The sequence below is a fragment of the Streptomyces sp. BPTC-684 genome, from assembly GCF_030028635.1.
In the GTDB taxonomy this organism is placed as follows: domain Bacteria; phylum Actinomycetota; class Actinomycetes; order Streptomycetales; family Streptomycetaceae; genus Streptomyces; species Streptomyces noboritoensis.
On record NZ_CP124863.1, the window covers coordinates 614,489 to 635,713 of the forward strand.

The following is a 21,225-nucleotide window of genomic DNA, read 5'->3' on the forward strand; positions in this document are numbered from 1 at the left end:
CAATGGCGGCGGAGCGACTGGTGGTCATCGGGGGCGACGCGGCGGGGATGTCCGCCGCGTCGCAGGCCCGCAGGATGAAGGGGCCGGACGACCTGGAGATCGTGGTGTTCGAGCGCGGCCACTTCACCTCGTACTCCGCCTGCGGCATTCCCTACTGGGTGGGCGGCGACGTGCCCGGGCGGGACGAGCTGATCGCCCGTACGCCCGAGGAGCACCGCAAGCGCGGCATCGACCTGCGGATGCGCACGGAGGCCGTGGAGATCGACACGGCGGGGCGGCGGGTGCGCGCCCGCGACCTGGAGTCGGGCGAGGAGTCGTGGACGGCGTACGACAAGCTCGTCGTCGCCACCGGCGCCCGCCCGGTGCGGCCGTCGCTGCCGGGCATCGACGCGCCGGGCGTCCACGGGGTGCAGACCCTCGACGACGGTCAGGCGCTGCTCGACACGCTGAACGCGACCGAGGGCCGCCGCGCGGTGATCGTGGGCGCGGGCTACATCGGCGTGGAGATGGCCGAGGCGCTGCTGCACCGCGACTACGAGGTGACGGTGGTGACCCGGGGCGAGCAGCCGATGTCCACGCTCGATGCGGACATGGGCCGGCTGGTCCACGAGGCGATGGACGGGATGGGCATCACCACGGTCACCGGCGCAGCGGTCACCGAGGTCCTCACCGGTGAGGACGGGAGGGTGCGGGCGGTGGCGACGGCGGACGCCGAGTACCCGGCTGACGTCGTCGTCCTCGGCATCGGCGTCGAGCCGCGCACCGAGCTGGCCCGGAAGGCCGGGCTGCCGCTCGGCGAGCACGGCGGACTGCTCACGGACCTCGCGATGCGGGTCAGGGGCCACGACGACATCTGGGCGGGCGGCGACTGCGTGGAGGTCCTCGACCTGGTGTCGGGCCGCGAGCGGCACATCGCGCTGGGCACGCACGCCAACAAGCACGGCCAGATCATCGGCTCGGGCGTGGGCGGCGGCTACGGGACGTTCCCGGGCGTCGTCGGTACGGCGGTGAGCAAGGTCTGCGACCTGGAGATCGCCCGCACGGGGCTGCGCGAGCGCGAGGCCCGCGAGGCGGGGCTGCAGTTCGTGACCGCGACCATCGAGTCCACCAACAGCGCGGGGTACTACCCCGGGGCCGCCCCGATGACGGTGAAGATGCTCGCCGAGCGGCGTACGGGACGGCTGCTGGGCGTCCAGATCGTCGGCCGCGAGGGCGCCGCCAAGCGCGTCGACATCGCGGCCGTCGCGCTGACGGCGGGGATGACCGTGGAGCAGCTGGTCACGCTGGACCTGGGCTACGCCCCGCCGTTCTCGCCGGTCTGGGACCCGGTCCTGGTCGCCGCCCGCAAGGCCGTGTCGGCCGTACGGGCGGCGGGGGTCTGACTCAGCGCGCGGTCTGCGTGTGGACGTAGTCCACCAGACGGGTCAGCGCGTCCGGGTCGGTCGTGGGCAGGACGCCGTGGCCCAGGTTGAAGACGTGGCCCTCCAGGCCCGCCGCCGCGTCCAGGACCTCGCGGGTCTTCGCCTCGACCGCCTCGGGCGTCGAGAAGAGGACCGCGGGGTCCAGGTTGCCCTGGAGCGCCTTGCCGGGGCCGACGCGGCGGGCGGCCTCGTCGAGCGGGACGCGCCAGTCGACGCCGACGACGTCCGCCCCGGCCTCGCCCATCAGGCCGAGCAGTTCGCCGGTGCCGACGCCGAAGTGGATGCGCGGCACGCCGTACTTCTCGACCTCGCGGAACACCTTCGCCGAGGCGGGCATCACCGAGCGGCGGTAGTCGGCGGGGGCCAGCGCGCCCACCCAGGAGTCGAAGAGCTGGACGGCGGAGGCGCCCGCCTCGATCTGGACCTTCAGGAAGGCGCCGGTGATCTCGGCGAGGCGGTCGAGCAGGTCGGCCCACAGCTGCGGGTCGCCGTACATCAGCGCCTTGGTGTGCTCGTGGTTGCGGGACGGGCCGCCCTCCACGAGGTAGCTCGCCAGGGTGAAAGGGGCGCCCGCGAAGCCGATGAGCGGCGTCTCGCCGAGCTCGGCGGTCAGCATGCCGATGGCCTCGGTGACGTAGTGGACGTCCTCGGGCGTGAGGTCGCGCAGCCGCTCCAGGTCCGCGCGCGTACGGATCGGCTCCGCGACGACCGGGCCGACGCCGGGCTTGATGTCGAGGTCGACGCCGATGGCCTTGAGCGGGACCACGATGTCGCTGAAGTAGATCGCCGCGTCCACGTTGTGGCGGCGCACGGGCTGGAGCGTGATCTCGGTGACCAGCTCGGGCCGCATGCACGACTCCAGCATGGGGATGCCCTCGCGGACCTTCAGGTACTCCGGCAGCGAGCGCCCCGCCTGCCGCATGAACCAGACCGGCGTGTGCGGCACGGGCTCGCGGCGGCAGGCCTTGAGGAAGGCGGAGTCGTAGGTCTGTGTCGGCGGGCCCCAGATTGGGGTGTCCCCTGCTCGAACGGAGTTGAGAGCTCGGGGAAGTGCGTTGGCGTTCACGCCCAGAATCTTCGCACGAGCCCGGAAGCCGTCGGCGGGGCCCGGGTGTCCCTACCGGCGCCGGGCGCCCGTTCCGCCTAGTCTTCCCCGCATGGCTGCCGCTCAGGGACGAACTTCGGATGGCGCCGGCGGCACGGACAGTGCGGACGGCAGGACCGTTCCGCTCGCCTTCCGCCAGGCGGTCGACGGGCTGCGGGGCGCGCGGCTGCGCCCCGAGATCGAGGTCGACCCGACCAGGCCGCCGCAGCGCCTCGCACCGCACGCGTACGCGCTGGAGGCGGCGGTCGTCGAGGACGACCAGGACCTCGCGGACGGCCGGCTGGTGCTGCTGCACGACCCGGCCGGGCACGACGCCTGGCAGGGAACGTTCCGCCTCGTCACGCTCGTACGGGCGGAGCTGGAGCCGGAGATGGCGGCGGACCCGCTGCTGCCCGAGGTGTGCTGGTCCTGGCTGACGGGTGCGCTGGAGGCGCGCGGGCTCTCGTACGGGGAGTCGAGCGGCACGGTGACGCGGGCCGGCTCGTACTACTTCGGCGGGCTCGCCCAGCGGCTGCCCGCGACGCAGATCGAGATCCGGGCGTCCTGGACGCCGCGCGAGGGGCACGGGGGGGTGCCGGACACCGCCGCGCATCTGGCTGCCTGGTGCGATCTGTTGTGCCAGGTCGCGGGGTTGCCGCCGGTGCCTACGGCCGACGCGGGCGTGGTGACTCTGCCGCAGCGGCGGGATCCTCGCTGAGCCTTCGGGGTGCGCTTGTTCGTCTGCGGGCCGTCGTGGGCCGGTCGCGCAGTTCCCCGCGCCCCTAGGGATGCGGGCCTGCCCAGGGACGTGGGGCGCGGCCCCGCTCGTGGCGGCCACCTATCGACCGGCCGCGCCCCCATCGACCACGTGTCCTAATTGCCCTAAATGTTTCTCACCAAATCGTGATCATTCCCTAAAGCCGGACCGGCACCCTGCCGAAGAGGTCTGTGACCCTATCTGCACGGTTCGCCCCGGCTTCATCCCCGAGCCGGCTCCGTCCCGCACCTTCCCCCCAGGAGGCCTGGTGTCCGTTCTTCTTGAGCAGCCCGCAAGCCTGGTCGCCTACCGCCCGAACAAGCCGACGGCCATGGTCGTCGTCGCCGACCCCCGAGTCCGCTCCACCGTCACCCGCCACCTGTGGGCCCTCGGAGTACGGGACGTCATCGAGGCGTCGTCCATCGCGGAGGCACGTCCCCGCGTCGGCAACCCGCGCGACATCTGCGTTGCCGACGTCCATCTGCCCGACGGTTCCGGGCTCACCCTGCTGTCCGAGACCCGCGCGGCGGGCTGGCCCAACGGTCTGGCCCTGTCGGCCGCCGACGACATCGGCGCCGTGCGCAACGCCCTCGCGGGCGGCGTGAAGGGCTATGTCGTCACCGGTACGCGGACGAACATCGGCCACCCCACCCGCCCCGGTGCCGCGCCCATCGGCGCCGCGGCGGCCCGTATGCACCGCCGCCCCCCGGGTGCCCCGAGCCACCCGGGCGGCTACCGCGAGCTCTCCGGGCGCGAGGTCGAGGTGCTGCGGCTGGTCGCCGAGGGCCAGTCCAACAAGGCGATCGGCGTGTCCATGGGGCTCTCCGCGCTGACCGTGAAGAGCCACCTCGCCCGGATCGCGCGCAAGCTCGGCACGGGCGACCGGGCCGGCATGGTGGCCGTCGCACTGCGTACCGGAATCATCCACTGACCCAGGGGTCCCGAGGGGCATGCTCCCCCCACAAGGCGCCGTGCGCCCCTCGCGCGCCCGTCGACGGAACGTTCCGTCGACGGGCGCGGCATATACACAAGTACCCTTGACAGGTGACCGACGCCCAAAAGACCGCAGCAGAGACAGCACTGCGAACCACCGGGGGCGCCCCCCCGGACGACGACGTCCCGGTCGATGGGCAGCCGACTCCCCTGCTGGAGCCGCGTGACGGCATTCCGCCCGTCGTAGCCACCGACGAGGATCTCGCCCAAGTCGTCGCCGCGTTCGCGGCCGGCACCGGCCCCGTGGCCGTGGACGCCGAGCGCGCCTCCGGCTACCGGTACGGCCAGCGCGCCTACCTCGTCCAGCTCCGCCGCGAGGGCGCGGGCAGCGCGCTCATCGACCCGGTGGGCTGCCCCGACCTCTCCGCGCTCGGCGACGCCCTCGCCGACACCGAGTGGATCCTGCACGCCGCCACTCAGGACCTGCCGTGCCTGCGCGAAATAGGCATGATCCCGTCCCGGCTCTTCGACACGGAGCTCGCCGGGCGCCTCGCGGGCTTCCCGCGCGTGGGCCTGGGCGCGATGGTCGAGAGCGTCCTGGGATACGCCCTGGAGAAGGGCCATTCCGCGGTGGACTGGTCGACCCGGCCGCTGCCCGAGCCCTGGCTGCGGTACGCGGCGCTCGACGTGGAGCTCCTCGTCGACCTGCGCGACGCGCTGGAGAAGGAGCTCGACCGGCAGGGCAAGCTCGACTGGGCCCGGCAGGAGTTCGACGCGATCGCCGCGGCACCGCCCGCGCCGCCGCGCAAGGAGCCCTGGCGGCGCACCTCCGGGATGCACAAGGTCCGCCGGCGCCGCCAGATGGCCGCCGTGCGCGAGCTGTGGACGGCCCGGGACAAGGTCGCCCAGCGCCGTGACGTCTCGCCGGGCAAGGTGCTCAGCGACTCCGCGATCATCGAGGCGTCGCTGGCGATGCCGCTGAACGTGCAGGCCCTGATGGCCCTGCCCGGATACGGGCACCGGATGGGGCGGCGCCAGCTGGAGCAGTGGCAGGCGGCCGTCGACCGGGCGCGGGCCCTGCCGGACTCCGGCCTTCCGCAGCCCGGGCAGCCGGTCGCGGGCCCGCCGCCGCCGCGCTCGTGGGCGGACAAGGACCCGGCCGCCGCGGCACGCCTTTCGGCTGCGCGGGCGGCGGTGTCGGAGCTGGCCGAGCGGCTGAACATGCCGCAGGAGAACCTGATCACCCCGGACACCGTCCGCCGGGTGTGCTGGGAGCCGCCGGGCGACCGGTCCGAGGCCGCGGTGGCCGAGGCGCTCACGGCGTACGGCGCCCGGCGCTGGCAGGTCGAGCAGGTGACGCCGCTGCTCGCGGCCGCGCTGGCCGCCAACAGCTGAGCCGCACGGTGCTCACGTACCCCCTGACGACCTCGGTCATCAGGGGGTACGGCCATTTCGGGGCCCCGCGGAGTGTGACCTTCGCCGCTCCTGCCGGGGGGACTGGGCAGTTTGGTTACCCGCAAGTAGCATGGCGGGGTGAGCGCGCGCTCAGGCGAGTGCGCCACGCGCAGCAGTGCCACCCCGCACCCTGGAGGAGAGCCATCGTGCCTCGTACCGTCAGGGACGTCGTCTTCGTCGACGGCGTCCGCACCCCGTTCGGCAAGGCGGGCCCGAAGGGCATCTACCACGAGACCCGGGCCGACGATCTCGTCGTCAAGGCGATCCGGGAGCTGCTGCGCCGCAACCCGGCCCTCGACCCCAAGAAGATCGACGAGGTCGCCATCGCCGCGACCACGCAGATCGGCGACCAGGGTCTGACCCTGGGCCGCACCGCCGGCATCCTCGCGGGTCTGCCGCAGTCCGTGCCGGGCTACTCCATCGACCGTATGTGCGCGGGCGCGCTGACCGCCGTGACCTCGGTCGCCGGTTCCATCGCCTTCGGCGCGTACGACGCGGTGATCGCCGGTGGCGTCGAGCACATGGGCCGCCACCCGATGGGCGAGGGCGTCGACCCGAACCCGCGCTTCGTGAGCGAGAAGCTGGTGGACGAGTCCGCCCTGTTCATGGGCATGACCGCGGAGAACCTGCACGACCGCTACCCGCACATCACCAAGCAGCGCGCCGACGAGTACGCCGTGCGCTCGCAGGAGAAGGCGGCCAAGGCGTACGCGAACGGGAAGATCCAGCAGGACCTCGTCCCGATCTCGGTGCGCAACACCAACCCCGAGGTGGGCGAGACCGGTTGGGGCCTCGTCACCGCCGACGAGCCGATGCGCCCGGGCACCACGCTGGAGAGCCTGGCGGGCCTGAAGACGCCGTTCCGCGTCCACGGCAACGTCACCGCGGGCAACGCGGCCGGCCTCAACGACGGCGCCACCGCGTCGATCATCGCGTCCGAGGAGTTCGCGCGCGAGAACGGCCTGCCGGTCAAGATGCGCCTGGTCTCGTACGCCTTCGCGGGCGTCGAGCCCGAGGTGATGGGCTACGGCCCGATCCCGGCGACCGAGAAGGCGCTGGCCAAGGCCGGTCTGTCGATCGAGGACATCAACCTCTTCGAGATCAACGAGGCCTTCGCCGTCCAGGTCCTCTCCTTCCTGGACCACTACGGCATCGCCGACGACGACGCCCGCGTCAACCAGTACGGTGGCGCCATTGCGTTCGGCCACCCGCTCGCCTCCTCCGGCGTACGCCTGATGACGCAGCTGGCGCGGCAGTTCGAGGAGCAGCCGGAGGTCCGCTACGGCCTCACCACCATGTGCGTCGGCTTCGGCATGGGCGCCACGGTCATCTGGGAGAACCCGCACCACAAGGACGCCGGAGGCAGCAAGTGAGCACCACCGCTGAGCTTTTGAAGGGTGCGGCCGAGCTGTTCCCGGACGAGGTCGTCACCTCGGCGCACGTGCGCCACCTCGACCTGCCGTTCGGCGCGGGCAAGTTCGCGCTGATCACGCTGGACAACGGCTTCGACCACACCAAGCCGACCACCTTCGGCCCGGGCTCGCTGGCGAACCTGAACACCGCGATCGACCAGGTCGAGGCCGAGGCCGCGAACGGCGACATCGTCGGTGTCGGCGTGACCGGCAAGCCGTTCATCTTCGCGGTCGGCGCCGACCTCAAGGGCGTCGAGATCCTCAAGAAGCACGAGGACGCGCTCGCCATCGGCAAGAGCGGCCACGAGGTCTTCAAGCGCCTCGCCGCGCTGGCCGTGCCGACCTTCGCGTACTACAACGGCGCGGCCATGGGCGGCGGTGTCGAGGTCGGTCTGCACTGCTCCTACCGCACCGTCTCCAAGGCCATCCCGGCCTTCTCGCTGCCCGAGGTCTTCCTCGGGCTGGTTCCGGGCTGGGGCGGCTGCGCCCTGCTCCCGAACCTGATCGGCCCGGAGCGCGCGGTCTCGGTCATCATCGAGAACTCGCTGAACCAGAACCGCCAGCTCAAGGGCAAGCAGGTCTTCGAACTCGGCATCGCGGACGCGATCTTCGAGGGCGCGGACTTCCTGGAGCAGTCGCTGATCTGGACCGCGAACGTCCTCAAGGGCGACGTCACCGTCGAGCGCCCCGAGATCGACCGCGGCGAGGCCTGGGACCAGGCCGTCGCCAAGGGCCGGTTCATCGCCGACTCCAAGGTGCACAACGCGGCCCCGGCCGCCTACCGCGCGCTCGACATCATCGAGGCGGCCAAGGACGGCGACCTCCAGGCCGGTTTCGACGCCGAGGACAAGGCGCTCGCCGACCTGATCATGGGCGGCGAACTCCGCAGCGGCATCTACGCGTTCAACCTGGTGCAGAAGCGCGCCAAGCGTCCGGCGGGTGCGCCCGACAAGTCGCTCGCGCGCCCGGTCACCAAGGTCGGCGTGGTGGGCGCGGGCCTGATGGCCTCGCAGCTCGCGCTGCTGTTCCTGCGCCGCCTTGAGGTGCCGGTCGTCCTGACCGACATCGACCAGGAGCGCGTCGACAAGGGCGTGGGCTACGTCCACGCCGAGATCGACAAGCTGCTCGCCAAGTCCCGTATCAACCAGGACAAGGCCAACCGCCTCAAGGGCCTGGTCTCCGGTGTGCTGGACAAGGCCGAGGGCTTCGCCGACGCGGACTTCATCATCGAGGCCGTCTTCGAGGAGATCGGCGTCAAGCAGCAGGTGTTCGCGGAGGTCGAGGCGGTCGCCCCGGCGCACGCGATCCTCGCCACCAACACCTCCTCGCTGTCGGTCTCCGAGATGGCGTCGAAGCTGAAGCACCCCGAGCGGGTCGTCGGCTTCCACTTCTTCAACCCGGTCGCGATCCTCCCGCTCCTGGAGATCGTGCGCGGCGAGCAGACCGACGACGCGGCGCTGGCCACGGCGTTCGGCGTCGCCAAGAAGCTGAAGAAGACCGCGGTCCTGGTGAAGGACGCCCCGGCGTTCGTCGTCAACCGCATCCTGACCCGCTTCATGGGCGAGATCCAGAACGTCATCGACGAGGGCACCCCGGTCGAGGTCGCCGAGAAGGCGGTCGAGCCGCTGGGTCTGCCGATGTCGCCGCTGGTGCTCCTGGAGCTGGTCGGCCCGGCCATCGGTCTGCACGTGTCCGAGACCCTCAACCGCGCCTTCCCGGAGCGGTTCACGGTCTCCGAGAACCTCGCGGCCGTCGTCAAGGCGGGCAAGCGCGGCTTCTACGTGTACGACAGCGGCAAGCCCGAGCTGGACCCCGAGGTCGCCGCCCTCCTCAAGCAGGGCGATGTCGTCCTGACCGAGGAGCAGACCCGGGACCGCGTCCTGGACGCGGTGGCGCAGGAGATCGGGCTCATGCTGGAGGAGGGTGTCGTCGCCGAGGCGCAGGACATCGACCTCTGCCTCATCACCGGCGCCGGCTGGCCCTTCCACCTGGGCGGCATCACGCCGTACCTGGACCGTGAGGGCGTCTCGGAGCGCGTGAACGGGAAGAAGTTCCTGGCGCAGGGCGTGGCGAGCGTCCCGGCGTAACGCCCCTTTGAGCAGCACGCAGGAGGCCCCCCGCAGCAGCGGGGGGCCTCCTGGCGCATGCGGGGCGGGCGCCCGGGTCAGACGACCGTCCAGGGCTCCAGGGCCAGGCCCGGCTCGTTGGTCTTCTGACGGGTGATCCGCAGCCGTCCGTCGGTGCCGAAGGCGGCGAGGACGACCCGCCCGGCGGCGTCGGTGGCCAGCGCCGGTACGCCCGCGCAGACCTCGCCCGTGGAGGCCCACACCGCGCCGGCCGACTCGGCCTCCGTGGGGTAGGCGGCGAGCGCCGGGCGGCCGTCGGGGCCGCGCTGGGCCATCAGGGTGCAGTCGTGGCCGTCCACCGGCGTACGCAGCACGGCGACCGGGCCGTTCGCGGCGCCGCCGAGCGGTACGGCAGGGTCGTCGGCGCGGAAGGCGTGCACGTCGCCGCCCTCGGCCTCGCGCCAGAAGAAGGTGATCCGGCCCTCCCCGGTGTGCTGGGCGCTCACCGAGCCGTCCGCCACCTGGAGCTTGAGGTCGGGCACCTGCTCGTATTCGCCGCCGCCCGTGCTCCTCGCCCAGCGCATCACTCCGCGCTTGGCCGGGGCCAGCACCTCGACGCGGCCGCCCTCGGACGCGCCCGCGCAGATCGTGCCGTACGAGCCGGAGCCCTTGAGGTCCTTCCAGTTGCCCCACTTGCCGGAGGACAGCTGGCCACGGGCGCAGACGCCGCCCCCGGCGTTGCGGACGAAGACGTTCAGATTGTCGGCGGAGTCCACGACGGCGGCCGGGTGGCCGACCTTCGCGGCCTTCTCCTGGTCGCGGTAGGGGGTGCCCATCGGGTACCAGTCCTTCACCGGGCGGCCCGACTGGTACTGGATGGCGTGCACGACGTCCGTCCTGGACTCACCGGCGGGCGTCGTGGTGCGGCGCAGGGCCAGCAGGTGCACATAGCCGTCTGCGCCCTGGGCGACGGTCAGGCGCGGGTCGAGCCCGGTCGCCGGGGCGACCAGTTCGGGGCCGGTCCACTCGGGGCCGCCGGGGTGCGTCTCGGTCCAGCGGAGCACACCGCCCGCGCCCGGCGCGTAAGCGGTCAGCCGTCCGTCCTTGCCGCGCAGCAGCCAGCCGGTGACCGCCGGGGAGCCGTCGGGCAGGGCGGGCGAGGGGACGAGGCCGGGCGCGGTGACGGCGGCGGGTGCCGCGGTGGGGGTCTCGTGCTCGCGGCCCGCCTGCCCCTTCGATGCACGCGCAGGCTTGAACGCCATGGCTCACCGACCACCTTTCCCTACCAGATCCGCGATGAGCGGCAAGATGCGACACACCATGAGACTCCAGCGACAATAACACTCGCTCCCGGGCCCGGAATTCGCGGGATTTCCCCCGCCCGACGTGCGATTTTCCCGGCTCCCGTGGCACGCTGCCGGGATGGGGACGACCTCGCTGGTGATCGTGGACGCGGCCAATGTGGTGGGCTCGGTGCCGGACGGCTGGTGGCGCGACCGGCGCGGCGCCGCGGAGCGCCTGCGCGACCGCCTGGTGGGCTACGCCGGGACCGGTCTGCCGGGCTTTCCGGGCCCCGTCGACCTGGTCCTGGTGGTCGAGGGCGCGGCCCGCGGGGTGGAGCCGGTGGCGGGCGTACGGGTGGACTCGGCGCCCGGCAGCGGCGACGACCGGATCGTGGAGCTGGCCGCCGGGCGCGCCCCGGACCGCCCCTGCCTGGTGGTGACGGCCGACCGCGAGCTGCGCCGCCGGGTGGAGGCGCACGGGGCGCGGTGCGTGGGGCCGCGGGCGGTGCGTCATCCCGCCGGGGGCGTAGAGGGCGCGGACGGCTGAGTCCGTACGTACAGCACCGCCCCGTCGACCGTCCCGGCCAGCGGCTCGTAGCGGGCCGCGAGCAGGCGGCGCAGGCTCGGCAGGCGTTCGGGGGCGTACGGCGCGCCCCGGGAGTCGTCGACGATCAGTACGGGCGGCCGCGCGGTCAGCTCCGTGCGGAAGACCGGCCAGGAGCCCTCCACGCCGTACTTCTCGCCCACTTGGGGGCCGTCGCGGCCGCCGCTGTAGTTGGTGAGCAGTCCGGCGGTCAGATAGCGGGTGGCGGGGGCGCGGCCGGAGAGCCAGTACGTCTCGGGGTGTATGCCCCACACCAGGACCGGGTCGTCCGGCGCCGAGCGCGCCCGTACGGCGGCCGCCAGGCGCTCGGCGTGGGCCAGTTCGGGGCGCGGGGCGAGCAGGCCCCAGGCGAGGAAGAGCGCGCAGGTGCAGGCCGACGCGAGCAGCGCGCCGGTCAGCCGGTGCGGCGGGAGGATCTGCAGCGCGGCCGCCGCGAGCAGCACCAGCGGGGGGACGAGCTGGAGGTAGTAGTGGCCGAAGAAGTGGAAGCCGGCGAGGACGGCCCCGGCCGAGGAGGCGAGCCACAGCCACACGTCCGCGGCGCCGGTCCTGGCGATCCGCAGCACCCGCACCACCGGCGGAAGGAGACCGGCGCAGGCGAACGCGAGGAGCGCGGTGTTGACCAACCCCCGGGCCAGTACGTGGAGTTCGGAGCCGGTGAAGGAGGCGTAGGCGCCGGATCCGGTGACCGTCCAGAACAGGAACCGGGCCGGGCCGGTGAGCAGCGCGCCGAGCAGCACCGGTCCGCAGAGCCCGGCGCCGGTGCGCAGCAGGGCGGAGCGGCGCGGCGGGGCCGTGCGCCACATCAGCCAGAGCACCGGGACGAGCGCCGCGCCGCCGGTCTGCTTGGTGAGGAAGGCCCCGGCGACGGCGAGGCCCGCGCGGGCCCACTGGCGCCGGTCGGCGCAGCGCACGGCGGCGACCGTGAAGGGCAGCATGAACACCTCGAAGGTGGCCGCCTGGGTGTCCTCGGGGTTGAGGCCGACGGAGACGAGCAGGTGCAGCACGCCCGCGGCCCGGCCCGCCCGGTCGCCCCAGCGGCGCCGGGCGGTGGAGGCGAGGAGCACCGCGGTGAGCAGCTGCGCCCCGACCGCGGCGACCCGCAGCGGGCCGAGCGAGGTGTCGCCGAACACCGCGAAGGCGGCCTCGTACAGCCAGGGAAGGAGCGGCGGCTTGCGGTCGACGACCGTGTCGTACAGCGCTCCCCCGGCGGCGAGTTGGCGGGCCTGGACGGCGAGATAGCCCTCATCGGGGTTCCACAGGGGATGCCGGAAGGAGGGCAGCCGGGTCAGTACGGCCAGGGCGGCGAGCGCGGGCAGCAGCCGCGTCCAGTATCCGGCGCCGCGCCCGGGCACCGGCTCCGCACGCGGCCGCGGCACCCGTGACGTGCGTACGGAGTGTGACGGGACGAGGGAGTCGGTGGACGTACGGTGCACGGGGTGCACGCTATCCGGCCCCGCAGTTCTCGCCGAAGCGGGACATACGGGGCCGCGCGATCAACTCCGGGAACCGGTGGGCGTCACTCTGCGTTGATGCGGCTGTGGGACCGCCCGTACAGGAAGTAGACGACGAAGCCGATCGCCATCCAGATCCCGAACCGCAGCCAGGTCTCGGCGGGCAGATTGAGCATCAGCCACAGCGAGGCGGCCACCGACAGGATCGGCACCCAGGGCACCAGCGGGGTGCGGAAGGCGCGGTGCAGATCGGGCCGGGTGCGCCGCAGGATGACCACGCTCACCGCGACGATGACGAAGGCGAAGAGGGTGCCGATGTTCACCAGCTCGGCCAGTTCGCTGAGGCTGGTGAAGCCCGCGAGGACCGCGATGAGCCCGCCGAGCAGGATGGTCGGGCGGTGCGGGGTGCGGTACTTGGGGTGGACGCGGGAGAAGAAGCGGGGCAGCAGCCCGTCGCGGCTCATCGCGAAGAACACCCGGGTCTGGCCGAGCAGCAGGATCATGCAGACCGTGGTGAGGCCGACGGCGGCGCCGAAGCTGATGACGCCCGCGAAGAAGGGGTGCCCGGTGGCCTTGAAGGCGTCGGCGAGCGGGGCGTCGATGGAGAGCTTGGAGTAGTGCTGCATGCCGGTGACGACGACCGAGACGGCGACGTACAGGGTGGTGCAGATGAAGAGCGAGCCGAGGATGCCGCGCGGCATGTCGCGCTGCGGGTTCTTGGTCTCCTCGGCGGCGGTCGCCACGATGTCGAAGCCGATGAAGGCGAAGAAGACGACGGAGGCGGCGGTGAAGATGCCCATCACACCGAAGTTGGTGGGCGCGTACCCGGACATCAGCTCGATGAGCGGCGCCTGGAGGTTGCCCCCCGCCTCCTGCGGCTGCGCCTTCGGGATGAACGGCTTGTAGTTCTCGGACTTGATGAAGAAGGCGCCCGCGATGATCACGATCAGCACGACGGTGACCTTGATGGCCACGACGACCGAGGTCACGCGCGCGGAGAGCTTCATCCCGAGGACGAGGATCGCGGTCAGCAGCAGGACGAGGGCGGCGGCGAGGATGTCGAAGCCGAAGCCGTCGGCGCCCTCGCGCCCGGCCAGCGCGTCCGGCAGGTGCCAGCCCGCGTTGTCCATCAGCGAGCGTACGTACCCCGACCAGCCGACGGCCACCACCGCGGTGCCGAGGGCGAATTCGAGCACCAGGTCCCACCCGATGGTCCAGGCGGGCAGCTCGCCGAGCGAGGCGTAGGAGAACGTGTAGGCGGACCCGGCCACCGGGACCGTGGAGGCGAACTCCGCGTAGCAGAGCGCCGCCAGCGCGCAGACGACGCCGGCCGCCACGAACGCGAGGGAGACCGCCGGGCCCGCGTTCTCCTTGGCGACCTTGCCGGTGAGGACGAAGATGCCGGTGCCGATGATGACACCGACGCCGAAGACCGTCAGATCGAGGACCGACAGCGACTTCTTGAGCGCGTGCTCCGGCTCCTCTGTGTCCGCGATGGACTTCTCAATAGATTTGGTCCGAAAGAGACCGGTACCAGCCACCTGTGCACCTCCGCTAGCTCATGTCCCCGCCATGATCGGGACGAGACGCGGTACGGGTACGGGGCAGCAACGGTAATTCACGCGGATGGGCCGGTCCAACCACCCGTACAGGGCGATCGGACCGGCCCATTGACCGGTCGCCGGCTGTTCACCGGCGCCTTCGTCAGTCGCGCGCGGGCTCCACGGCGCTCTCGCTCTCCAGGCCGCCGAGCTTGGCGACCAGGCCGGTGACCTGGCGCGCGATGTCCGGCGCGGTCAGCCCGATCTCGGCCATGACCTCCTTGCGGGAGGCGTGGTCGAGGAAGCGCGGCGGAATGCCGAAGTCGCGCAGCGGCACGTCGACGCCCGCGTCGCGCAGCGCCTGGGCGACGGCCGAGCCGACACCGCCGACGCGGCTGTTGTCCTCGACGGTGACGACGACCCGGTGGGTCTCGGCGAGCGGCGCCAGCGCCTCGTCGACCGGCTTGACCCAGCGCGGGTCGACCACGGTGGTCGAGATGCCCTGGGCGTCCAGCAGGTCGGCGATCTCCAGGCACATCGGGGCGAGCGCGCCGACCGAGACGAGGAGCACGTCCGTGGGGGCACCTCCCATGCCCTTAAGGCTATGGGGGAGGTCCGCCTCGGGGCGGCGCAGCACGTCCATGCCGCCGATCCGGCCGACGGCCTGGACCGCCGGGCCGACCGCGCCCTTGGAGAAGCGCACCACGGTCGGGGCGTCCTCGACCTCGACGGCCTCGCGCAGCTGGGCGCGCACCTGGTCGGCGTCGCGCGGGGCCGCGATCCTGAGGTCCGGGACGACCTGGAGGATCGACATGTCCCACATGCCGTTGTGCGAGGCGCCGTCGGTGCCGGTGACCCCGGCCCGGTCCAGGACGAACGTCACCCCGCACTTGTGCAGCGCCACGTCCATCAGGACCTGGTCGAAGGCGCGGTTGAGGAAGGTGGCGTAGACGGCGAAGACGGGGTGCAGCCCGCCGGTGGCCAGGCCCGCCGCGGAGACCGCGGCGTGCTGCTCGGCGATGCCCACGTCGTAGACCCGCTCGGGGAAGGCCTTGGCGAACTTGTCGAGCCCGACCGGCTGGAGCATGGCCGCGGTGATCGCGACGATGTCCTCGCGCTCCTTGCCGAGCTTGACCATCTCCTCGCCGAAGACCGAGGTCCAGTCGAGGCCGGAGGTCGAGACCGGCAGGCCGGTGTCGGGGTGGATCTTGCCGACGGCGTGGAAGCGGTCGGCCTCGTCCGCCAGGGCGGGCTGGTAGCCGCGGCCCTTCTCGGTGAGGCAGTGCACGATGACCGGACCGCCGAAGCGCTTGGCGCGCGTCAGGGCGGACTCCAGGGCCTCGATGTCGTGGCCGTCGATCGGGCCGACGTACTTCAGCCCCAGGTCCTCGAACATGCCCTGCGGGGCGATGAAGTCCTTGAGGCCCTTCTTGGCGCCGTGCAGCGTCTCGTAGAGCGGCTTGCCGACGACCGGGGTGCGCTCCAGGAGGTCCTTGCCCTTGGCCAGGAAGCGCTCGTAGCCGTCGGTGGTGCGCAGGGTCGCCAGGTGGTTGGCGAGGCCGCCGATGGTCGGCGCGTAGGAGCGCTCGTTGTCGTTGACCACGATGACCAGCGGGCGGTCCTTGGCGGCGGCGATGTTGTTCAGCGCCTCCCAGGCCATGCCGCCGGTGAGCGCGCCGTCGCCGATGACCGCGACGACGTGGTCGTCCTTCTTCAGGACCTCGTTGGCCTTGGCCAGGCCGTCGGCCCAGCCCAGCACGGTGGAGGCGTGGCTGTTCTCGATGAAGTCGTGCTCGGACTCGGCGCGGGCCGGGTAGCCGGAGAGCCCGCCCTTCATCTTCAGCTTGGAGAAGTCCTGGCGGCCGGTGAGGAGCTTGTGCACATAGCTCTGGTGGCCGGTGTCCCACAGGACCTTGTCCTTGGGCGACTCGAAGACGCGGTGCAGCGCGATGGTGAGCTCCACGACGCCCAGGTTGGGGCCGAGGTGCCCGCCGGTCTTGGAGACCGCGTCCACGAGAAAGGTCCGGATCTCAGCGGCCAGCTGGTCCAGCTGCTCCGGGCTGAGCCGGTCGAGATCGCGCGGTCCCCTGATACGGGTAAGCAGCGGCACCCGTGCCTCCTTGCATCCGTGCTGGTCGAGCATGCCGATTTGGCCGAGTCTAATGTTCCGTCCGCGACGGCGGTCATCGGGCGGTGCGTTCCGCGTCACGCGAATGGCTGACATCCGCGCCCGCGCACAGACGTGCCCGGCGCCGCGAGGGCACCGGGCACGTCCGGGGTTCCCCCTTGCCCCGCAAGGAGCGCGAGGGGGTGTGGGCCGCGGGTCAGGCGCGGCCCGCGGACTTCTGGGTCTTGCGGGTGACCGCGTCGATCACGACGGTCGCGAGCAGTACGCCACCCGTGATCATGTACTGGATCGGCGAGGCGATGCCCTGCAGGGCCAGGCCGTACTGGATCGAGGTGATCACCAGCACACCGAGCAGCGCGTTCCAGGTGCGGCCGCGGCCGCCGAAGAGGCTGGTGCCGCCGATGACGGCCGCCGCGATGGCGTTCATCAGGAGCTCGCCGCTGCCCGCGCCCTGGTTGGCCGCGGTGATCTTCGAGGCGAGGAAGAGGCCGCCGATGGCCGCGAAGGTGCCGGAGATGGCGTAGATCGAGGTGCGGATCATCACCACGTTGATGCCGGCCCGGCGGGAGGCCTCGATGGAGCCGCCCAGCGCGAAGACCTTGCGGCCGTACGCGGTGCGCCGGAGCACGAAGTCGGTGAGGACCAGGACCGCCAGGAAGAGCACCACCGCGAGCGGGAGGCCCTTGTACTGGTTGTAGACGGCGGCGGCGCCGACGGCCGGGACGGCGAGCAGCACCGTGCGCAGCACGATCTCGCTGAGCGGCCGGGACGGCACCCCGGCCGCCTCGCGGCGCCGGCTGTCGAGGAACGAGGTGAGGAAGAACGCCACCACCGCGACCGCGGCCAGGCCGTACGCGGCCGCCACATCGCTGAAGTAGTAGCTGGTCAGCTTGGCGACCAGGCCCTCGGAGTCCAGGTTGATCGTGCCGTTGCTGCCGAGGACCTGGAGCATGAAGCCGTTCCAGAACAGCAGACCGGCCAGGGTCACGGCGAACGCGGGGACGCCGATCCTGGCGAAGACGAAGCCGTGGATGGCGCCCGCGACCGTACCGGTCAGGACGGCCAGGACCAGGGCCAGCCACTCGGCCATGCCGTGCGTGACGTTGAGCACCGCGAAGGTGGCGCCCGCGACACCGCTGACCGAGCCGACCGACAGGTCGATCTCGCCGAGCAGCAGCACGAAGACGATGCCGGTGGCGATCATGCCCGTACCGACCATGGCGACGCTGATGTCGGAGAGGTTGCCGGCGGTCAGGAAGTTCGAGTTCAGGCTCTGGAAGATCGCCATGATGACGATCAGGCCGACGACGACCGGCAGCGACCCGAGGTCACCCGCCTTCATCTTGCGCTTGAACTCGGAGAGGTAGCCCGCGAAGCCCTGCTCGCGCACGAGCAGGCGCGGGTCGACGGCGGTGACCGCCTCGCCCGCGGCCGGCGGCGCGTCCACGGGGGCCTCGTGGGGCTTGTCGAGGTGTATGGGCGCGGTCGGGTCGGCCGCCGCTGCCTTGTCCACGGGGGAGGTCTTGTCGGTGCTCACTTCTGAACCTCCGCGTTGCGCGCCGCACGGCGGGTCACGGCGTTGTCCGTGGCGCCGGTGATGGCGGAGATGATCTCTTCCTGCGAGGTGGTCTTGACCTCGAAGACGCCGTTGTTGCGGCCCAGGCGCAGCACGGCGACCTTGTCCGCGACGGCCTTCACATCGGCCATGTTGTGGCTGATGAGGATGACGGCGTGGCCGCGCTCGCGCAGCCGCTCGACCAGGTCGAGGACCTGCGCGGTCTGCTCGACGCCGAGGGCCGCGGTCGGCTCGTCGAGGATGACGAGCTTGGGCTCGCCGAGCATCGAACGGGCGATGGCGACGGTCTGGCGCTGGCCGCCGGAGAGCGACGCGATCGGGATGCGGACGCTGGGGATGCGGATCGACAGCGTGGTCAGCAGCTCGCGCGAGCGGCGCTCCATCTCGACCTCGTCGAGGATGCCGCGCTTGCGCAGCTCCCGGCCCAGGTAGAGGTTGCCGACGACGTCGATGTTGTCGCACAGCGCGAGGTCCTGGTAGACGGTCGCGATGCCGAGCGCCTGGGCGTCGTGCGGCTTGTTGATCTGTACGCCGCGGCCCTCCCACTCGATGACGCCGTCATCGATGGGGTGCACCCCGGCGATCGTCTTGACCAGGGTGGACTTTCCGGCTCCGTTGTCGCCCACCAGGGCGACCACCTCACCGGCGTGGACCTCAAGCTCTACGTCGGTGAGCGCCTGAACGGCACCGAACCGCTTGGAGACCCCGCGCAACGCCAGCACGGGCGTAGCGGACACGTGAACCATCTCCTTCGCCGCCTGACCGGCGGGGATGCCGCGCCCGAGGAGGGGGCGCGGAGGTTGAGCAGAAGAGAACGGGGAGAAGAAGCGTTCCGTCCGGCGCCCCGCCCGATAGCGGGGGCTGAGAAGGAGGGCGGGGCGCCGGAGGGGCTTCGGGGGCCGGGGCCCCGCGCACAGCGCGTGCGCAGGGGTTCCGGCGGGGGACTACTTCAGGCCGAGCGCGTCGCAGGCGGCCTTGTAGTTCGAGGTGCAGATCTCGTCGGCCTTGTAGATGCCGTCCTTGATGACGGTGTCCTTGATGTTGTCCTTGGTCAGCGACACGACCGGGAGGATCACCGACGGGACGCCCTTGGTGGTCGGGCTGTCGACCTTGGACTTCGCGATCGAGTCCAGCTTCTCACCCTTGGCCAGCGCGACGGCCATCTCGGCCGCGATCGGGCCTTCCTGGACGTAGGGCTTGTAGACGCTCATGAACTGCTCGCCCGCGACGATGCGCTGGACTCCGGCGAGTTCGGCGTCCTGGCCGGTGACCGGCGGGAGCTTGGGCAGACCGGCGGCCTTGAGGGCGGTGATGATGCCGCCGGCCATGCCGTCGTTGGCGGAGTACACGCCGATGATCTTGTCCTTGCCCAGGGCCGAGATCGCGCCCTCCATGTTGGCGTTGGCGTTCTCCGGCTTCCACTCCTTGGTGTCGTACTCCTTGCCGATGTTCACCTTGCCGTCCAGCTCGGCGTGCGCGCCCTTCTTGAACAGCGCGGCGTTCGGGTCGGTGATCGCGCCGTTCATCATCACGATCTGGCCGTCCTTGGCCTTCGCGCCCAGCGCGTCGACCAGGGCCTTGCCCTGCACATGCCCGACCTGCTCGTTGTCGAACGACGTGTACGCGTCGATCGGCCCCTCCGCCAGACGGTCGAACGCCACGACCGGGATCCCCCGGTCCTTGGCCTTCTTCACCGCACCCGCGATCGCCTTCGAGTCCACCGCGTCCACGATCAAAGCGTCGACCTTGTTGGTGATCATCGTGTCGACCTGCTGCGTCTGCGTCGTCGCGTCCTGCTTGGCGTTCGCGTAGACGACCTGGCCCTTGCCGTTGGTCAGCTCGCTGACCTTCTTCTCGATGAGCGGCTTGTCGAACTTCTCGTAACGCGCGGTCTGGTTCTCCGGCAGGAGCAGACCGATCTTGATCGCGTCGCCCTTCTTGGAACCGGCGGACTCCTTGGTCTTGTCGCCCGACTCCTTGGCGCTTCCACAGGCGGCGAGAGAGACGGCCATCGCGGTGGCGGCCACGGCCACGGCGGCACGACGCATACGCGTGTTCATTCTGGAACCTCCCTGACGAGGCCGCGACGTTGCGGCCGAGGTGGCTGGAAGTCAACTCGGCTGCAGGGCCACCGTCAAGGAGTAAATCCTTAACGAGATGACAACGGTGCCATCCGTTATCTAAGTGAAGGCAGGAGCCCCGGCCGGGAGAGCACTCTCAAGCAGGGTCGAATCGCCCATTTCGCTCAGTACCAGAGCCAGCGCGCCGAGCACCTCGGCGCGGCCGCCGAGAGCACCCGGAAGGACCGAAAGCTGGCGCGCCGCACTGGGGATGGCGTACCGCGACACGGAGTCCCTGATGGGCCCCAGGACCAGCTCACCGGCCTCCGCCAGATCGCCGCCGAGCACCACCCGGCTGGGGTTGAGCAGATTGCAGAGGTTGGCGACACCGCTGCCGATGTGGCGGCCCACGTCCGCGACGACGCGCCGGCACCCCGGGTCGCCCTCGCGGGCCAGCTGGACCACGCGTTCCATGGTCAGATCGGCCCCGTGGCTGGACTGGAGCAGCGGCAGCACGTACCGGGCGGCCGTGAAGGTCTCCAGGCAGCCCCGGTTGCCGCAGCGGCACACCGGGCCCGACTCGTCCAGGGTGATGTGCCCGATCTCGCCGGCCGTGCCGCCCGGGCCCCGGTAGATCTGCCCGTCGATCACCAGACCGGCGCCGACACCGCTCGCCACCTTGATGTACGCCAGGTCCTTGACCCCGCGCCCGCTGCCCCACACCAGCTCGCCCAGGGCGCCCAGGTTGGCGTCGTTGTCGACGTACACCGGCACGCCGAGGCGGCCCGAGAGCTCCTCGCGGGGGTTGATGCCGGTCCAGCCCGGCAGGATGGCCGTGGAGCCCAGCGTGCCGGACTCCACGTCGATGGGTCCGGGCACGCCCAGGCCCACCCCGATGACCTTGTCCCGGCCGATGCCGGTGGCCGTGATCAGCCGGGTGACCAGCTCTTCCGCCCGGCCGAAGCCCTGCGCGGAGGAGGCGTCCACGTCGAGCGGCTCGGCCTCCTCGGCGAGCACCTGGTGGGCCAGGTTGCCGACCGCGACGCGCAGGTGGGTGTGGCCGAAGTCGACGCCGATGACGATGCCCGCGGAGCCGCTGAGCGAGACGCTGCGGGCCCGGCGGCCGCCCGCCGAGGTGGGCGTGACCTCGACGGTTCCGCCGTCCTTCAGTTCACGAACGATATTGGAGACCGTGGCCGCAGAGAGGCCCGTGGTCCTGGCGATCTCGGCCTGGGTGAGCGAGCCCGCCATGCGCACCGCGCGTACGACCCGCTCCAGATTGGCCCGGTGCAGTGACGTCTGCGACCCCGGAGTCTCCATCGACTCATCCACTCCTGCCGTAGGCAGGCGGCACGACGGCCGCCCCCGCACGGGACCGCAGCTTTGAGGCCCCGCCCTATCTCCAACATGTGAACTCTAAGCTGAGCCTTTCGGGTTGTCTCCCGTCAAGA

General features: G+C 71.6%; 16 protein-coding genes. 7 read left to right on the forward strand and 9 right to left on the reverse strand.

Annotated features, from left to right (window positions below):
• Positions 1–2 precede the first annotated feature (2 nt).
• Complete coding sequence (locus tag QIY60_RS02765) at positions 3–1,382, forward strand: FAD-dependent oxidoreductase (RefSeq protein ID WP_283140955.1); 1,380 nt, start codon at positions 3–5, stop codon at positions 1,380–1,382.
• A gap of 1 nt (position 1,383) precedes the next feature.
• Here QIY60_RS02765 and hemE read toward each other — a convergent pair whose 3' ends face one another.
• Positions 1,384–2,430 carry a uroporphyrinogen decarboxylase gene (hemE, locus tag QIY60_RS02770; protein ID WP_283145799.1) on the reverse strand — a complete coding sequence of 349 codons (1,047 nt, stop codon included), beginning with the start codon at positions 2,428–2,430 and terminating at the stop codon, positions 1,384–1,386.
• A gap of 148 nt (positions 2,431–2,578) precedes the next feature.
• Here hemE and QIY60_RS02775 point away from each other — a divergent pair, with 148 nt between their 5' ends.
• From QIY60_RS02775 to QIY60_RS02795, 5 genes are all read left to right on the forward strand, one after another.
• Positions 2,579–3,223, forward strand: coding sequence for a DUF3000 domain-containing protein (locus tag QIY60_RS02775; RefSeq protein WP_283140956.1), 645 nt, complete (start codon positions 2,579–2,581; stop codon positions 3,221–3,223).
• 307 nt (positions 3,224–3,530) lie between these two features.
• Complete coding sequence (locus QIY60_RS02780) at positions 3,531–4,193, forward strand: response regulator transcription factor (RefSeq protein WP_101390672.1); 663 nt, start codon at positions 3,531–3,533, stop codon at positions 4,191–4,193.
• A gap of 113 nt (positions 4,194–4,306) precedes the next feature.
• The gene (locus tag QIY60_RS02785) at positions 4,307–5,590 is read left to right on the forward strand and encodes a ribonuclease D (RefSeq protein WP_283140957.1); all 1,284 of its coding nucleotides are present in this window, start codon (positions 4,307–4,309) and stop codon (positions 5,588–5,590) included.
• A gap of 206 nt (positions 5,591–5,796) precedes the next feature.
• On the forward strand, positions 5,797–7,023 hold the full coding sequence (locus tag QIY60_RS02790; RefSeq protein ID WP_283140958.1) for an acetyl-CoA C-acyltransferase: 1,227 nt from the start codon (positions 5,797–5,799) through the stop codon (positions 7,021–7,023).
• On the forward strand, positions 7,020–9,149 hold the full coding sequence (locus tag QIY60_RS02795; RefSeq protein WP_283140959.1) for a 3-hydroxyacyl-CoA dehydrogenase NAD-binding domain-containing protein: 2,130 nt from the start codon (positions 7,020–7,022) through the stop codon (positions 9,147–9,149). Before QIY60_RS02790 ends, QIY60_RS02795 begins: the two co-directional genes overlap by 4 nt.
• A 77-nt stretch (positions 9,150–9,226) precedes the next feature.
• Here the strand turns inward: QIY60_RS02795 and QIY60_RS02800 are convergent, their stop codons facing one another.
• Entirely contained in the window at positions 9,227–10,390 is a 1,164-nt protein-coding gene (locus QIY60_RS02800; RefSeq protein ID WP_283140960.1) for a hypothetical protein, read from the reverse strand.
• 160 nt (positions 10,391–10,550) lie between these two features.
• Between QIY60_RS02800 and QIY60_RS02805 the strand changes: the two genes are divergently transcribed.
• Positions 10,551–10,958: an NTP pyrophosphohydrolase gene (locus tag QIY60_RS02805; RefSeq protein ID WP_283140961.1), complete on the forward strand. Its 408-nt coding sequence runs from the start codon at positions 10,551–10,553 to the stop codon at positions 10,956–10,958.
• On the opposite strand, the gene QIY60_RS02810 is transcribed toward QIY60_RS02805, so the two are convergent.
• The 7 genes from QIY60_RS02810 to QIY60_RS02840 form a co-directional block, all read right to left on the reverse strand.
• Positions 10,922–12,394 (reverse strand): glycosyltransferase family 39 protein, encoded by a 1,473-nt coding sequence (locus QIY60_RS02810; protein WP_283145800.1) that lies wholly within the window; start codon positions 12,392–12,394, stop codon positions 10,922–10,924. The genes QIY60_RS02805 and QIY60_RS02810 overlap by 37 nt on opposite strands.
• A 140-nt stretch (positions 12,395–12,534) precedes the next feature.
• Positions 12,535–14,010, reverse strand: coding sequence for an amino acid permease (locus QIY60_RS02815; RefSeq protein ID WP_283140962.1), 1,476 nt, complete (start codon positions 14,008–14,010; stop codon positions 12,535–12,537).
• A 163-nt stretch (positions 14,011–14,173) separates the two neighbouring features.
• On the reverse strand, positions 14,174–16,120 hold the full coding sequence (dxs, locus tag QIY60_RS02820; RefSeq protein ID WP_283140963.1) for a 1-deoxy-D-xylulose-5-phosphate synthase: 1,947 nt from the start codon (positions 16,118–16,120) through the stop codon (positions 14,174–14,176).
• Between the two features lie 214 nt (positions 16,121–16,334).
• The gene (locus QIY60_RS02825) at positions 16,335–17,615 is read right to left on the reverse strand and encodes a sugar ABC transporter permease (protein WP_283145801.1); all 1,281 of its coding nucleotides are present in this window, start codon (positions 17,613–17,615) and stop codon (positions 16,335–16,337) included.
• A gap of 56 nt (positions 17,616–17,671) precedes the next feature.
• Entirely contained in the window at positions 17,672–18,460 is a 789-nt protein-coding gene (locus QIY60_RS02830) for an ATP-binding cassette domain-containing protein (protein ID WP_101390667.1), read from the reverse strand.
• A 198-nt stretch (positions 18,461–18,658) separates the two neighbouring features.
• Complete coding sequence (locus tag QIY60_RS02835) at positions 18,659–19,774, reverse strand: sugar ABC transporter substrate-binding protein (protein ID WP_283140964.1); 1,116 nt, start codon at positions 19,772–19,774, stop codon at positions 18,659–18,661.
• A 120-nt stretch (positions 19,775–19,894) separates the two neighbouring features.
• The gene (locus QIY60_RS02840; RefSeq protein WP_283140965.1) at positions 19,895–21,094 is read right to left on the reverse strand and encodes an ROK family transcriptional regulator; all 1,200 of its coding nucleotides are present in this window, start codon (positions 21,092–21,094) and stop codon (positions 19,895–19,897) included.
• Positions 21,095–21,225 lie beyond the last annotated feature (131 nt).

Excerpts from the sequence above, each read along its gene's own strand:
- QIY60_RS02800 (WP_283140960.1), bottom strand. The coding sequence starts at position 10,390 with ATGGCGTTCAAGCCTGCGCGTGCATCGAAGGGGCAGGCGGGCCGCGAG.
- QIY60_RS02835 (WP_283140964.1), bottom strand. The coding sequence starts at position 19,774 with ATGAACACGCGTATGCGTCGTGCCGCCGTGGCCGTGGCCGCCACCGCG.
- QIY60_RS02830 (WP_101390667.1), bottom strand. The coding sequence starts at position 18,460 with ATGGTTCACGTGTCCGCTACGCCCGTGCTGGCGTTGCGCGGGGTCTCC.
- QIY60_RS02765 (WP_283140955.1), top strand. The coding sequence starts at position 3 with ATGGCGGCGGAGCGACTGGTGGTCATCGGGGGCGACGCGGCGGGGATG.
- QIY60_RS02775 (WP_283140956.1), top strand. The coding sequence starts at position 2,579 with ATGGCTGCCGCTCAGGGACGAACTTCGGATGGCGCCGGCGGCACGGAC.
- QIY60_RS02805 (WP_283140961.1), top strand. The coding sequence starts at position 10,551 with ATGGGGACGACCTCGCTGGTGATCGTGGACGCGGCCAATGTGGTGGGC.
- QIY60_RS02840 (WP_283140965.1), bottom strand. The coding sequence starts at position 21,094 with ATGGAGACTCCGGGGTCGCAGACGTCACTGCACCGGGCCAATCTGGAG.